14 protein-coding genes are annotated in these 13,721 nt (G+C 44.5%); 11 read left to right on the forward strand and 3 right to left on the reverse strand.

The window, feature by feature from the left end:
• Positions 1 to 109 precede the first annotated feature (109 nt).
• The 4 genes from RRU94_RS11950 (at position 110) to RRU94_RS11965 (ending at position 2,306) form a co-directional block, all read left to right on the forward strand.
• Positions 110 to 586, forward strand: coding sequence for a 2-thiouracil desulfurase family protein (locus tag RRU94_RS11950; RefSeq protein WP_315694497.1), 477 nt, complete (start codon positions 110 to 112; stop codon positions 584 to 586).
• Positions 587 to 611: 25 nt separating this feature from the next.
• Positions 612 to 776: a hypothetical protein gene (locus tag RRU94_RS11955; protein WP_315694498.1), complete on the forward strand. Its 165-nt coding sequence runs from the start codon at positions 612 to 614 to the stop codon at positions 774 to 776.
• A 258-nt stretch (positions 777 to 1,034) separates the two neighbouring features.
• Positions 1,035 to 1,895: an alpha/beta fold hydrolase gene (locus tag RRU94_RS11960; RefSeq protein WP_315694499.1), complete on the forward strand. Its 861-nt coding sequence runs from the start codon at positions 1,035 to 1,037 to the stop codon at positions 1,893 to 1,895.
• A 159-nt stretch (positions 1,896 to 2,054) separates the two neighbouring features.
• Complete coding sequence (locus RRU94_RS11965; RefSeq protein ID WP_315694501.1) at positions 2,055 to 2,306, forward strand: hypothetical protein; 252 nt, start codon at positions 2,055 to 2,057, stop codon at positions 2,304 to 2,306.
• Positions 2,307 to 2,610: 304 nt separating this feature from the next.
• Here RRU94_RS11965 and RRU94_RS11970 read toward each other — a convergent pair whose 3' ends face one another.
• Positions 2,611 to 3,429 carry a YwqG family protein gene (locus RRU94_RS11970; protein ID WP_315694502.1) on the reverse strand — a complete coding sequence of 273 codons (819 nt, stop codon included), beginning with the start codon at positions 3,427 to 3,429 and terminating at the stop codon, positions 2,611 to 2,613.
• A gap of 223 nt (positions 3,430 to 3,652) precedes the next feature.
• On the opposite strand from RRU94_RS11970, the gene RRU94_RS11975 reads away from it, so the two are divergent.
• The 3 genes from RRU94_RS11975 to RRU94_RS11985 all read left to right on the forward strand — a co-directional run bounded on the left by RRU94_RS11975 (position 3,653) and on the right by RRU94_RS11985 (position 5,290).
• The gene (locus RRU94_RS11975; RefSeq protein WP_315694504.1) at positions 3,653 to 4,141 is read left to right on the forward strand and encodes a hypothetical protein; all 489 of its coding nucleotides are present in this window, start codon (positions 3,653 to 3,655) and stop codon (positions 4,139 to 4,141) included.
• A 76-nt stretch (positions 4,142 to 4,217) separates the two neighbouring features.
• On the forward strand, positions 4,218 to 4,418 hold the full coding sequence (locus RRU94_RS11980) for a hypothetical protein (protein ID WP_315694505.1): 201 nt from the start codon (positions 4,218 to 4,220) through the stop codon (positions 4,416 to 4,418).
• A 278-nt stretch (positions 4,419 to 4,696) separates the two neighbouring features.
• A complete protein-coding gene (locus RRU94_RS11985; protein WP_315694507.1) occupies positions 4,697 to 5,290 on the forward strand; it encodes a hypothetical protein in 594 nt (197 codons plus the stop codon).
• A 106-nt stretch (positions 5,291 to 5,396) separates the two neighbouring features.
• On the opposite strand, the gene RRU94_RS11990 is transcribed toward RRU94_RS11985, so the two are convergent.
• On the reverse strand, positions 5,397 to 7,442 hold the full coding sequence (locus RRU94_RS11990; RefSeq protein ID WP_315694509.1) for a bifunctional diguanylate cyclase/phosphodiesterase: 2,046 nt from the start codon (positions 7,440 to 7,442) through the stop codon (positions 5,397 to 5,399).
• Positions 7,443 to 7,991: 549 nt separating this feature from the next.
• Between RRU94_RS11990 and RRU94_RS11995 the strand changes: the two genes are divergently transcribed.
• On the forward strand, positions 7,992 to 8,981 hold the full coding sequence (locus tag RRU94_RS11995; protein WP_315694510.1) for an S-layer homology domain-containing protein: 990 nt from the start codon (positions 7,992 to 7,994) through the stop codon (positions 8,979 to 8,981).
• A 48-nt stretch (positions 8,982 to 9,029) separates the two neighbouring features.
• On the opposite strand, the gene RRU94_RS12000 is transcribed toward RRU94_RS11995, so the two are convergent.
• Positions 9,030 to 9,821: a YtvA family blue-light photoreceptor gene (locus tag RRU94_RS12000; protein WP_315694511.1), complete on the reverse strand. Its 792-nt coding sequence runs from the start codon at positions 9,819 to 9,821 to the stop codon at positions 9,030 to 9,032.
• A 304-nt stretch (positions 9,822 to 10,125) separates the two neighbouring features.
• On the opposite strand from RRU94_RS12000, the gene RRU94_RS12005 reads away from it, so the two are divergent.
• The 3 genes from RRU94_RS12005 (at position 10,126) to RRU94_RS12015 (ending at position 13,713) form a co-directional block, all read left to right on the forward strand.
• Entirely contained in the window at positions 10,126 to 10,581 is a 456-nt protein-coding gene (locus RRU94_RS12005) for a GNAT family N-acetyltransferase (protein WP_315694512.1), read from the forward strand.
• Positions 10,582 to 10,702: 121 nt separating this feature from the next.
• The gene (locus RRU94_RS12010) at positions 10,703 to 12,451 is read left to right on the forward strand and encodes a methyl-accepting chemotaxis protein (protein ID WP_315694513.1); all 1,749 of its coding nucleotides are present in this window, start codon (positions 10,703 to 10,705) and stop codon (positions 12,449 to 12,451) included.
• Between the two features lie 233 nt (positions 12,452 to 12,684).
• Entirely contained in the window at positions 12,685 to 13,713 is a 1,029-nt protein-coding gene (locus RRU94_RS12015; protein WP_315694514.1) for an ABC transporter substrate-binding protein, read from the forward strand.
• Positions 13,714 to 13,721: the final 8 nt, after the last annotated feature.

Here is a 13,721-nt window from a genome sequence, read left to right on the forward strand (position 1 = left end):
ACTCCTTTTCTCCAGTGTAAATCATTTTGCCCAAAATAGCGGGAGAGACGCTTTTACCCGCTCTTTATGTTATTCTTTGGAAAAGACATGCAAGTGGAGTGTGAGAAACATGATCATGGTCAGTTCTTGCCTGGCGGGTATGAAAGTGCGTTATAACGGGACAGACCGGCTGGATGAACGAATCCGCCAGCTCGTTGAAGAGAAAAAAGCTGTGATGGTATGTCCGGAATTATTGGGAGGATTTCAAACGCCGCGTCCGCCGGCTGAAATTGTCGGCGGAACCGGAGAAGATGTGCTCGATGGACGGGCCAAAGTGATCGATCAGTTTGGAAATGATGTAACGGATATGTACGTTGCTGGTGCGAGGGCAGCACTTAAAACCGCCCAGGAAATCGGAGCGGAGGCGGCCGTATTAAAAGAAAACAGTCCGTCATGCGGCAGCAGAGCTATTTACAATGGAAGCTTCTCAGGCGAAAAAATAGCGGGAGCTGGAGTCACAACGGCCTTGCTGCGGCGGCATGGCATTCGGGTGCTCTCGGAAGAAGCCTTTTCGGATGAGATAGACGATGATGTTCATCCGGCATAATGCTGGTCATGAAGGAGTGGATCGTATGAAAGCTGGAGTGCTGGGCACTTTTTTTCTGGCCGAGTGTGTTCTCACCATCCTGTTTATCGTAGATGTTTCACTTCTTTTCGCGCATGGCTGGCTCATCGCCGGCTTTACCGCGCTCAGCATTTTTACCGCTTGTATACCGCTCGTGCGGTTTAAGAAATAGACGGCGCGCACGCTGATACTGTCGACCGGCACTGTGCTTCTCGGCCTTGCCCTGCTTGGAGCCATGGGTGCTTTTTATGGGTTTGCCCGGGTTATGGGAAGCTGACAGGCTTGAAGTGTTTGTTTAGGAGCGGAAAAATTATCGGTGTCAGCATGAGAAACGGACTTCAATGGGAAAGACTATACCAAAAAGAGGAGAAGCCAAAAGTGTTTATACAGCGTATGGATCTCCCGGCTTGTTCGACAAGGAGGAAGCAGGTTGAATCGAATCATCGGAACATATGAAACAAACAACTATATCGTTGAGTATTCAAAGGTTGGAAATGGAACGCCGGTACTCATTGTGCATGGCGGGCATTCCAACTGCTACGAGGAATTTGGTTATGCACCTCTCTTAGAGCGTGGATTTCAGCTCGTTACGCCGTCGCGGGCAGGCTATGGTTTAACAACGCCTGCCCCGCTCGAGAAAGCGGTCGGACGCTACGCTGAACTGCTGGATCATTTGGGCATTGACCGGGTGCATGTCATCGGCATATCAGCCGGCGGGCCAACCGCCGTTAAGTTTGCCGGCTTGTTTCCAGAAAAAGTACGGACTTTAACCCTGCAAAGCGCAGTTGTCGGCAAATGGCTGACTGCTGAACATACCGAATATAAAACCTCTCAGGTTATTTTTCGCCCCCCGTTCGAGTGGCTGACGTGGAAGCTGCTTTCAGTTGTCGGCACTGCATTTCCGCGCCTGTCGTTTAGGCCAATGTTTTTTTCACTCAGCACGCTTACGTATGCAGAAGGAAAGCACCTTGTGGAAAAAGAGGACATCGAAGAGGTGCGAAAAATGAACTGCCGTCAGCGATCTGGCACAGGCTTTCTTATGGATTTAAAAAGCTCCGGAATGCTTACAGAAAAGGATCTTTCCCGTATTTCCTGTCCGGTACTCATTCAAGCAAGCTTGAACGACCGCTCTGTATCTACAGCTCACGCTTATTTTGCAAAAGCGCATATTCCTTCTGCTGCATTGAAACTGTACAATACATGGGGGCATTTGATTTGGCTCGGCAGGGGTTCGGAGCAAGTTCACCGGGATGCTGCCGCTTTTTTAAAAGCGGATGGGGTGATCACCTAAACGGCTGATTTAAGGATAGCAGCAGTCATCACTGAAAGGAGCAGCGCCGTCTTTTATAAACCTTTGATGGTTTGCAAAAAACGGCGTTTGCAGTGGAAGGAGCATCTTGAAAAATCAAGGTGGACAAGCTGGATGGAATGAATCAAAGGAGTAAAAGGTATGTATGCTGGAAAAGTATTGATATGGGCAGTGTATGTGTGGATCTTAACGAAATTTATTTTACTTAAGCACATCCCGTCTCTACATTTGTTAGAAATGGCTGATGGAAGCTGGATCGCCCGCAGATGGAAGGAAGCGGATGTGATGCCGTTTCATACGATTGGGCTGTTTCTGGCACCATCCAATTTGCCGCTTTTCGAAAAAGAACCAGTCGGACTGCATAAGAAAAGCTTTCTTGCTCCCTTTTTATGATAAGCGGAAAGCGGACGCGGGCCTCTTTTGGAAGCGGCTCTGCGGCTTAGCTTTTATTCTACAAAATACCCTTAAATTCCTCATTTACTGAAATGTCAAACTTCACTATATTACGTAAGTAAGGAGCAGAAAAGAAATTATAGCTTCAGCGAAAAAAAGGGGGAAAAGAAATGGGAGAGATTCAGGCTTTAAAAGAATATGTAACGGCATAAAAAGCCTTCTACATCCCTGTTGCCGGCAGAGTCTCTTTTATTGAAGATACTTTTCCCTATTTCCATGAGGGAAATAGGGAAAAGCTCATTCTTCAGGAGCAGTCCCAATTGTACCAGACATTTTCGAACTTTTTCGCTTTTAAATCCTCCAGTGAAATAAAGAAGTTGCCAATGCCGGCATCGCCCCACATAATTTCCCAGTCCTGTCCGCTTCCAAAACATGAATCCAGCTGAAACAGGAGAATATCGTTTTCTTTTCCGTCTTTCATGTATTCGCGCGGATCGGTCTGAGTAAAGCTTGGATAGCCGCCGAGCTGGGTGCCGAACCCGATGAGCGTTTCATATTTTTCATCGTATGGATCAAAGCCGTCAAAGTCAAATTTGCTCATGTGAAAGGTCCTTTCAAACTCTACCGTGTCCGCCAGCAAAATTTGTTTGGACAGTGAAGGAATCATTGCTAGTTCCGTATCAACAATTGGATACTGCTCCTCGTCTTGAAAGGGCGTGTGCATGTTTGCTTGTTCTTCACGAGAATAGCTCTCTTCAGAAAATGATTCAAAATAAAAAACCCGGTAGCCGTCTTTATTTTCATAGTCATCAAAATCAACGCCAATCAAATCGTCATAGTAATCCACGTAAAAGGCCAGCAGTCCATGGGTAGGATAGGGATCAAGTGCCGGCAATTCCGCAAAGTTAATTTGTGCCAGAAGCGATAGGGGCATGCCTTCTCGGTTTACTGGAAACTCCATGCTGTTTGGTATGTATCCGAAGCCGCCTGCTTTTGATGTCATCAGCGGAAGCTCTCCATCTGATGTAAACGAGAATTCAATGATATCTTTCTGTGTACTTAAAAAAGTTTCCTGCCATTCTTCCGGAAGCAGTCGTCTCACTGCCTGCTCAATATCTTTCATCTGTACACCTCGATTTTGATGGTTTTGTTAATAAAATAATAACAAAAAAAGAAAGGTAACCCAATTATTTCATAAAGACCTTCATAAAAGAAGGATATGTGACAGAAGCCCAGGTGTATGGAAAATAAAACAGGAAGAGCTGTCTTTAGTAGAGACAGCTTTTTCTTTAAAATGGAATTTACAAAAAATTGAAAAAAAGGTATGCTGGCGAAGAGGTGATAAAATGAAAGCGGTAAAGGTAACGTTATGCATCCTCACACTGATCGTATTTGGTTTGTTTATGCTGGGATATTGGATGACGCCGGCTCCCGGGGCCTCATCCGGTAACGGCAATCCCGCTCTGCTGATCTTAATGGGGCTTATCCCTCTGTTCATCGTGATGACAGTGCTCTGGTGGACACTGCTGCGCCGCTACTCTTTTCAAGCCAGAACATATTGCATGAGTATTCTTCTATTGCTTACCCATTTAGCAGCTGCCCTTTTTTACCGGCATCATTCACTTGAAGCGTACCGCGGCGTGATCAGGCAGGCACTTTTGAACCGTTACGGCACATGGGATGAACAGTACGTACAGAATATTACAACCGGGCTTTCCATTCACATCAATCATCAAAATTTCAATGTAAATACGTTTCTGTTATTTTTATCAGCTGTGCTTTTAGCGGCTATTGTCTTCCGGATTTTAGACCGAACTGCCGGGCGAGATTCATAAAAGCTGGAAATAATCATGGTCTATATTCCAAAAATGGTATAAAATAGTGACAACACCCATAGGAGGGAGCGATCAGATGCCAGCCTTTTTTATCCTAATGGTTATGGCCGTTGCCATATTTTTGGTTGTGAGAGCTGTTAAAAAGAAGTCGCTGCCGGACAATTACTACACGCCGTATGATGATCTTCAGCTCAGCCAGTCTTTTGATTCGCATTCCTATAAACGTCAGCAAGAAACAAAACATGAACATCCTTATGAGGAAAAACAGTGTGACTAAGCCGTTTTATCCTTTTTACATGCAGCCGCTGTGCTGCTTCTTTTTTTTATTTGGGGGCAGGAAGGATTTAAACAAAAAACAGCTTCCTTCCCGGGCAGCGAAGTTGTCCATTACAAGTTAGGTGCAATAATTGATGAAAGCAGGAAGCAGCATCGTTAAGAAAATCATTTTTTCTGCCGGACCAGCCGGATGTTTATACGTATACCACGGTTGGACACGAAGAGCGGGATGATTCCGCTTATATGGTTCAAGGGCAGGCAGAATCTTGGAGGGAAGAAATGAAGAAATGGACATATATGCTGGCGGCGGGTTTCTTGCTTGCCGGCTGTTCACAGGGAGAGGGTTTAAAGCAAAAAAAGCAGTCCGGGGAAGAAGTGATCACTGTCAAAGCCAGTGAATTATTTAAAGGAGGAGAAAAAGCTTTACAGCCACACCTCCATATTCAAGGCGATGCCGTTATATTAAATAAGCCGTCCGATGTCGCTGTTACATTCGATATATGGCAAAACGGCAAAATAGCGCAGAAAGGCAGTCGGCTGTCGAATGATCCGCAAGGGGACATTAAAGAGATAAGCTTCTCGCTTCAGCCCGATCTGTCAAATAAAAACAGCCAGCTTGTGACCATTGCTTGTAATGGCAATGAATTATCGCTTTCTTCATCCGTTGATGTTCCAAGTGACACATCCATAAGCTGGGCAGCTGATCTTGCTGAGAATGCCGGCGACGAAGGCTTGAAGATCAAACCGGGTGAACGAAAAGCTATCTGGGGATATGGAATGAACAAAGTGAACGGAGCCGCAAGCTCCACAACCGAAGAATCAATTCAGCAGGCAGAATGGGGAATGCTTATTTATATAGAAGCAGCCAGGTAGCGAGGAAAAACAAGCATTGGCTGCCCGGCTTGCAGTTGTGGTTTCTATTCTAAATGAAAACAAAAAACGGCTGTCTCGATGAGAGACAGCCGTTTTTTATAATGGATTAATTTACGCCGGATGCCGTTGAAAAACGGGTCTGCCATTCGGCAAGCTCATCCGGTACCATTGGTTTAGCGTAATAGTAGCCTTGTATAATAAGGGAACGGGCGGTTTCAGTTAGAAAATGTACCTGCTCCGCTTTTTCAACCCCTTCAATGACAATATGCAAATTCAGCGACTGGCCAAGTGTAATAATGGCGTTTAAAATAGCAGAATCTTTTTCTGAAAGCGGCACCCGATCAACAAATGATTTATCAATTTTGAGCGTTGTAATCGGCATCTGACGCAAAAAAGACAGTGACGATACGCCTGTTCCAAAGTCATCAAGCGCTACAGAAAATCCTTGATCGCGGAACGAGCCGATCGCCCGGATGGCACTTTCAGCAGATTGCACCACGCTTGTCTCCGTTATCTCAAGCTCAAGCTGCTTCGGATTTACATGGTAACGTTCAAGCGCTTTTTTTAAAGTCGCCTTTAGACGGGGAGATGTTACGTACTTGCCTGGAATATTTACAGCAATTTTTTGATTAGGAAGCCCGCTTTTTTCCCATTCAGCAATTTGCCGGGCCGCCCGGTCAATGACCCAGTCTGTCAGCTCATTGATGCGATGATGCTGTTCGAGAATTGGAATGAAAATGCCTGGCGACAGCATTCCATGTTCAAAATGACGCCAGCGAATGAGTGCTTCAAATCCGGCAAGCCGGTCTGTATCTGCCATGATTTTAGGCTGATAGACGAGGAAAAGCTCGTCTTTTTCCATTGCCCGTGTAAGCCCTCCTAAAATCTCCTGTTCAAAGGAAAATGCATGAACGGCCGGGTCATATAAAACAACGTCATGATTGTATGAAAGAAGAGGGTACTCCAATACAGCCATCGCTTCTGCATACAGCTGATGAGTTGTATCCGTCCCGCTGACCGAAGAAACGGAGCACACGGAAGTGAGTTCAATCCATTTTTCCTCGATCTCTATGGGTTCCTTCCATTTTAATGCGATTGTTTTCATCGCCTGAACTAAAATATCCGGTTCGACTGCCGGGGCAAGAAAAGCAAAGCGATTTTCATCAATGCGATATAAATCGGTAAAGCCCGGATGCGCTTCCCGCAGTGTGCATGCAACCTGCTGAAGAACCTGCTCGCCGAATGCATAGCCGTAGCTTTGGTTGATTTGTTCGAGATTGTCGAAATGCCAGATCGCTAAACTGCATCGTTCAGCTGGTTTATTGAGTATTTTTTCAAACAAGCGACGGTTAGGCAGGCGGGTAAGTCCGTCGAAATAACTGATGCGGTAATCAATATACCGGTCTAATATGCTCGAAAACAGCAGCAGGACGAGCAGAAAAGACATTCCGGCGGTTACCGGTATAATGAGCATATTCATATTGGCATGATCAGCATGACTGCCCGTTATAGCGGAAGGTAAAGCAAAAAAAGTGACCGCACTCATACCGGTGTAATGCATACTCGAAACGGCCAATCCCATTAAAAGAGCCGTAACAAGCTTGAACGTCCATTTTTCCATTAGCTTTTTTAACCGGGAAAAAACATATAGCGCGATAAATGACACGAAGATGGCCAGGATAATAGACCAAATAAACAGGCCAAGGTGATATCGGTAGATGGCATTTGTAGCCATCGCAGCCATGCCTGTGTAGTGCATGGCTGCGATGCCGATCCCCATTGTCACGCCGGCAAGAACAAACGAAAAAAGAGAATGTCTGGACCGGCTGACTAAATAAAACGCTAAAAAAGAAGCGAGAATCGCCGGCACAATAGAAAGAAAGGTCCAGCCATAATCAAAATGCATCTCCATAGGCATGGAAAAAGCACTCATGCCGATAAAATGCATAGACCAAATCCCAAATCCCATTGAGAGAGAAGATAAAAGCAGCCAAATCGACTGGTGGAAAAAACTATTTTTTCGCACTCGTTCGTAGAGAGAGAGAGCCGTATAGGAAGCCAGGCATGCAATGAAAATGGACAACAGTACAAGTGAAAGTGAATGATCTCCGGATAGCTCGATATATCCTGATGGAGCGGATAACGTAAACATAAAGAATTCCTCGTTTCTACACATTCCTATCCTTATTATCGGTCAATTCTCTCCTCTTTTCTAGGAAGAAAAACCTATTTATTAAAAAAGATAACAAGCTTTGTTTCACTTTTAAAAAATAAAACAAATAAGGAAAAATAATTAAATGAAGTACTCTATGCTAAAATGTGTAAAAAACGATGTCTTTCTCAGCAAATTCTCCTCCTCGTTTTATACACTGGACTAAAGATGGAAGGAATAAAACCGACCGCAGCCGATGTTGTCATTGCTGACCAGAAATAGAGAATACGAAACCGGAGCCTTTTTCTAAAATGGCGAACTGCAGTAAATATAATTTCATGTTTAGGTGAAATGTTCTAAGGAAGGTAGAATAAGAGATCGTTACAAAGGCCCTGTAAAACAGTCAAAAAAATGAAATTGATCCTTGTTTTCAACAAGTGCCATTATACCTTGAAAGCATACTCATTTTTCCAATGCTAGCGAACTATTTACGTGTCTGCCTGTAAATGCTAAAATCAGCTCAACACACTAGATAGGAGACTAGCATACTTGAATAAGTACACATTTTTTACCGCCGCTACTGCCGCTACTGTCACTGTTGCAAGCTTCTCAGCACCTGCAAGCGCAGCAGATCATGCAGATTATGAATTTCCTTTTACAGATGTCGGGGACCGATATGCGGAAGCGGTTGAGTTTTTATATATGATCGAAGCCATTAACGGTGTATCTGAAACAAAATTTGGTACACAGCAGACGCTGACGCGCGGAGATGCTGCCGTTATTCTTTCCAATCTGCTTGGACTGGATACAGAAAGCGCGCCGGATGCTGGATTTAAAGATTTAAATACTCGGGTTAAAGGTTCGGTGAATGCCCTTGTAGAATACGGAGTTGTCTCCGGCGTAACGAAAACGGAATTCAAGCCAGGCGAGCCGCTGAGCCGTGGTGCAATGGCGAAGTTCCTTGTTACTGCGTTTGAACTTCAAGATTATGCGGAAGAAACTCCGTTTACAGACGTAGGCGGTGTATTCCAGCCATATATCGAGGCTTTATACGGCACAGGTATTACAAACGGAAAAACAGCAACATCCTATGGCACGTATCAAAACATTACCCGTGGCGAGTTTGCGAACCTGCTTTATGCTGCAGTTATGTTTGAATTTGAAAACTCGTATTATCCAGTTCCAGTCAAAGCGACTGTTACATCAGCTACCTCTACACAGGTTGTTTTAGAGGAAGCAGTACCAGACGATTATACGCCAGGAGAAATTGCCAGCCTGCTTTACTTTTCTCTTGATTACAGTGATGGCACAGAAAACGAAATTAACCCCACGTCTTATACATTGTCAGCAGATCGTATGACATTAACAATCCGTCATGAAGATTTGACGGGCAAAAAAGGCACAATGCTGGTTAGCGATTTTGAAAAAGAAATTGTAGCGCCGTTTAACTTTGAACCGGTTACAGCTACATCGAGCGCAAATGTAAAAGAACCATTTGAACAGCCTGCTGGTGTACCAGCGACCGAAGCCGCTCAATAAGAAAATAAAAAGCACTCCATATTTGGAGTGCTTTTTTCTATGTAGTCTTCACAACCTGCCCGGTGGGTTCCGTTTAATGCTGCCGAGCGCCACCTGCAGACTGGAATAAAACTGCATGTCAGCGATATCGTTCATGGTCCGGTTAAAGTAAAAGGCCGTTTTGGGAGAAACGCCGCTGACAATCAGCTCCGCTCCCAGCAGCCGAACGGTGTTTCGAAGGTTTTGTATCCATTCCTCCGTCATACTAGAATCCAGATAGAGGCCGGTCACATCCACAATCACATGCTCCGTTTCTGTTTTGAACAGTTTGTCAGAAAGCTTATCGATAAGCAGAAAAGACCGGTTTGCATCCATTTGGCCGACAAGCGGTACGACCATCGTTTCATTATCAAGAGAAATAATGGGAATAGATAAATCTTCAATTTCTTTTTTTGCCGCTTCAATATCTACAGTCAAGTTCATTTTATCCGTCACATCGTACTGGAGGCCGATAAAATAAAGCGTGTTATCCAGCCGGACCGGCTTAATATTGATCCGGTTCCAAAACGGTGTGCCATCTTTACGGTAGTTTAAAAGTGTACGTTCAAATGGGCGTACAAGCTTAATCGCTCTTCTCATTTCGGAGATGCTGCTTTTGTCGGTTTCTTCTCCTTGCAGAAACCGGCAGTTTCTTCCGACCGCTTCTTTCTTTGAATACCCTGTTACGCGTTCAAATCCTTTGTTGACAAACACAATGGGATTGTCAGGCTTAGCAGCATTTGTGATGACAGCCCCGTTTTCAATAAGGTCCAGTGTATAAACCAATAATGAGGAAGCGTGCTTTTCTTGTAAAAATTCCATAAGCTCTCCTTTATTCGTGCCCAGTTCCTATATGCCGGCAGCTTAATAATCGAATATGTAAAAGTTTATCCATGACTCTATACCCTTTTTTTACTTTATTCAAACGTTTTGATAGTTTAAAAGTATGATGCATTGGCATGCGTCTTTAAAAAAAGCAGGATTTTTCGAGGGGTAACAAGGTAAATATGGTATGATATTACTGATTGTGCTTATGAAAATAATATGTAGAAGGAATAGGAATTTTCTTCTCTTTTCTGACCAAGCGATTCTGAAAGAAAGACAGCGTTTACAAGGAGACGATTCGATGAACATTCGCTTGCTTCAACCATTGGAAGCACCGCCGTATAAGCTGCTGCTGCTGGCTGATCCCTCCCGGTCTATCATAGAGAAATACGTAAAACGGGGACGGTGCTTTTTACTTGAAGAAGAAAGCAGAATCATTGGTGCGTATATTCTTCTGCCTGTTAATCCTGAAACAATAGAGCTTGTTAATATTGCTGTAGAGGAAACCCGCCAAGGAACCGGCATTGGCAGGCAGCTTATGGAACACGCGATCAAACAAGCTAAAGCCGGGGGTTATCAAACAATGGAAGTTGGTACTGGTAATTCAAGCATTTCTCAGATTGCTTTTTATCAGAAGTACGGCTTTCGAATGATCGGCATTGACCGCGATTTTTTTCTACGACATTACAAAGAAGAAATTTGGGAAAACGGCATTCAATGCCATGATATGATTCGAATGGCTATGACACTTACCTAAAAGGGTCACAGTCAAAACGTATATTTTTTGGAAGAACAATTACCTGCTTCTTTAAAAAGTTTCATAAAAACCGATGTAATAAAGGATATAGCAAATAAAGGGCGGAGTGAGGAGAAATACAATGAAAAGGAAAAAAGCAGGGTCCTTGAAACGGACCGTCATCGGACTAGTTACAGCTTTGTTGATCGGTTTGTTTCTTTTGATCGGATCGTTTATGTACATAAACACAAAGAAAGCGATTGAACAAACTGTCCGCGAAACGGCTGTTCTGCATGCCGAGCGGATTGCGGAAAGCATTGATCCCGAAGTGTACAGTGATTTTTTAGAAAATCCAAAAAAAGATCAAACGTATGAAAAGCTGCGTATTCAGCTCAATGACTATCGAGAAAAAATTGGTGCTATGTACGTATATACATTGCAGGCAGACGGGCAGGACTCACTTGGTATCATGGTAGATGGCATGGAAAAAGCGGAAGATGCCGTGGCGATCGGAGAACCGACGACCGCAACGGGCTATAAGGACGTAGCAGCTGTATTTGAAGGAGAAACAGCTGCCACAGAGATTGTGAGTGATCCAGACTACGGCGACTACATGTCTGCTTTTGCTCCTATTAAAGATGCCAGTGGCAATGTAGTCGGGGTGCTTGGTGTAGATCTAGAAGCCAATATTGTAAAAACCATCATTCAAAATGTAATGAAGAATTCTATTCCGCTGCTTATAGCAGGGCTTTTAGGAGCACTCGCTTTACTGCTGGGCATCCTGTTCTTTTTCCTGACGAAACGACTGAACCCACTTGCAAGACTAAATCGGGCAGCAGCGCTTGTTTCAAATGGAAACATTCATGAAGCAAAGGAGGAAACACAGACGTTTCAGGCTGCTTCCAATGATGAGATTGGTGTTCTGAGCGGGTCGATTCAAACCATGATTGAGACGCTTGAAGGTATGCTTCAAGACATTCAGCTTCACTCTGTAGAGGTGAGGGACCAAAGCGATTCATTATATAAGATGTCTCACCATATGAAAGAATCGAGCAGCCAAATTGCGGTGACAATGGAGGAAATGGCAACTGCCACAGAGCAGCAGGCCGAAGCAGCAGCCGGCATTTCAGAAGGCATGAATCGCTTTTCTTCTCTTGTTTTAGAAACTGCAGAACAGGGCAGCGCGATCTCGGGCTCATCTAATGAAGTTATGCAGAGGACGAGAGAAGGCGAGAAGCTGATGACATCAGCCATTGACCAAATGGACAAAACACATGTGACAGTACGCCAATCCGTTCAAAAAGTAACAGAGCTCGAAGCAAAAACAAATGAAGTGCAGGCACTCGTTTCTTTTATAAGCGGAGTCGCGGATCAAACAAACCTGCTGGCGCTGAATGCAGCAATCGAAGCGGCGCGCGCCGGCGATGCAGGAAAAGGCTTTGCCGTAGTGGCGGAAGAGGTGCGAAAGCTTTCTGATCAAGTATCTACATCCGTTCAAGGAATTCAGCGTATCGTTCAAAGTGTAAATGAAACGACGAATGAGGTGGCTTCTTTCCTGGAGCAGGGACTTCAGCAGGTGGAAGAAAGTAAAAATGGATTAAATCAAACTGGAGCAGCATTTAAGGATATTACAGGGGAAATTCATTCTATGGATGATGCTATCAAAAAAATGCAAAGCCGTCTTCAAGAAGTACTCACACGCCAAAGCGAGATGTCTAATGCCCTGACGGAAGTAGCCGCTATTTCCGAGCAGAATGCAGCGGGTATTGAGGAAGTAACAGCATCCGCCGAACAAATGAATCATCTGGCGGAAGTGACACAAAGCCAGGTGGATAAATTGCAGGTTATGTCGGGCGAGCTGGATGAATTAAACCGAAAATTTACTTTATAGTTATAAACAGCGAGCAGCCTTTTTAAAAGGCTGCTTTTTATTTTAAAAAAGATGAACATTTTTTTACAGTGCCTTTACAATCGGCTCCAAACCGTTGATATACAGCTTTTTTTGATTTTCCATTCGTTTACAAGAACTCAACATAACTTTTATTTTTGTTTTATTCTTGGTTCACAATGAACCGTTACAATAAATGACAAGAAAATGGAGTAAAAAGAAGCGGAGGAATTTTCATGCGTCATTATGTTTTGCCATCTTTGGCACTAGCCGTACTTTCAGCAGGATGTTCACAGGAGGCGCTGCAATCAGGGGAAGCAGCGGGTGGTGAAAAAGAAGCGGGTGTATCAGGCACACTCAGCTTTTATACATCACAGCCTGATGAAGATGCACAGGCACTTGTCACGGCATTTCAAGAAAAGTATCCGGAAGCGAAAGTGGAAACATTCCGCTCAGGAACAGAAGAAGTCATTTCCAAGCTGCAGGCAGAAAAGCAGGCAGGGAGTGTACAGGCGGACGTGCTGCTTGTTGCCGATGCGGTCACATTTGAAAGCTTAAAAGAAGCAGATATGCTGATGAATTATGAGTCTTCAGAAGCGGAACACATCCCCGACGATTTTAAAGACCCGGATGGCACTTATACTGGAACAAAAGTTATGGCCACCGGACTTGTCGTAAACACAAACGAAGCGGCCGAAATGCCAACGAGCTGGAGCGTGCTGGCCGGAAAGGAAGCAAAAGGAAAAAGTATTATGCCAAGCCCGTTTTATTCTGGCGCTGCTGCCTACAATTTAGGTGTGATCACACGGCAGGAGGAATTAGGCTGGGGCTTCTATAAGAGCTTGAAAAACAATGAAATGAGCATTACGAAAGGAAACGGCGGTGTGCTTGAAGCCGTTGCATCCGGTGAGAAAACATATGGTATGGTTGTTGATTTTGTAGCGGCACGTGCAAAGCAGGATGGGTCGCCGGTTGAACTTGTTTATCCAGAAGAAGGCGTGCCGGTTATCACCGAGCCGGTCGGCATTATGAAAAACACCGATAATGAAGAAACCGCCAAAGCCTTTGTAGACTTTGTTTTATCTGAAGAAGGGCAGAAGCTTGCAGCAGAAATTGGCTATACGCCAATCCGGGAAGGGATCGAGGCACCGGAAGGACTGCGGACTGTAGAGGAACTCAATGTGCTTACATCAGATACGTCAGAGCTTTTAAAAGCACGTGAAGAAGACAAGGAGCTGTTCGGCGGCATGTTTGGCCAGCAGTAAAGGTAAGC

Source organism: Domibacillus sp. DTU_2020_1001157_1_SI_ALB_TIR_016 (assembly GCF_032341995.1).
In the GTDB taxonomy this organism is placed as follows: domain Bacteria; phylum Bacillota; class Bacilli; order Bacillales; family Domibacillaceae; genus Domibacillus; species Domibacillus indicus_A.

Coding starts and splice junctions, on each gene's coding strand:
- RRU94_RS12015 (WP_315694514.1), top strand. CDS start 12,685: ATGCGTCATTATGTTTTGCCATCTTTGGCACTAGCCGTACTTTCAGCA.
- RRU94_RS11950 (WP_315694497.1), top strand. CDS start 110: ATGATCATGGTCAGTTCTTGCCTGGCGGGTATGAAAGTGCGTTATAAC.
- RRU94_RS11990 (WP_315694509.1), bottom strand. CDS start 7,442: ATGTTTACGTTATCCGCTCCATCAGGATATATCGAGCTATCCGGAGAT.
- RRU94_RS11975 (WP_315694504.1), top strand. CDS start 3,653: ATGAAAGCGGTAAAGGTAACGTTATGCATCCTCACACTGATCGTATTT.
- RRU94_RS11965 (WP_315694501.1), top strand. CDS start 2,055: ATGTATGCTGGAAAAGTATTGATATGGGCAGTGTATGTGTGGATCTTA.
- RRU94_RS12005 (WP_315694512.1), top strand. CDS start 10,126: ATGAACATTCGCTTGCTTCAACCATTGGAAGCACCGCCGTATAAGCTG.
- RRU94_RS11985 (WP_315694507.1), top strand. CDS start 4,697: ATGAAGAAATGGACATATATGCTGGCGGCGGGTTTCTTGCTTGCCGGC.
- RRU94_RS11955 (WP_315694498.1), top strand. CDS start 612: ATGAAAGCTGGAGTGCTGGGCACTTTTTTTCTGGCCGAGTGTGTTCTC.
- RRU94_RS12010 (WP_315694513.1), top strand. CDS start 10,703: ATGAAAAGGAAAAAAGCAGGGTCCTTGAAACGGACCGTCATCGGACTA.
- RRU94_RS11980 (WP_315694505.1), top strand. CDS start 4,218: ATGCCAGCCTTTTTTATCCTAATGGTTATGGCCGTTGCCATATTTTTG.
- RRU94_RS11970 (WP_315694502.1), bottom strand. CDS start 3,429: ATGAAAGATATTGAGCAGGCAGTGAGACGACTGCTTCCGGAAGAATGG.
- RRU94_RS12000 (WP_315694511.1), bottom strand. CDS start 9,821: ATGGAATTTTTACAAGAAAAGCACGCTTCCTCATTATTGGTTTATACA.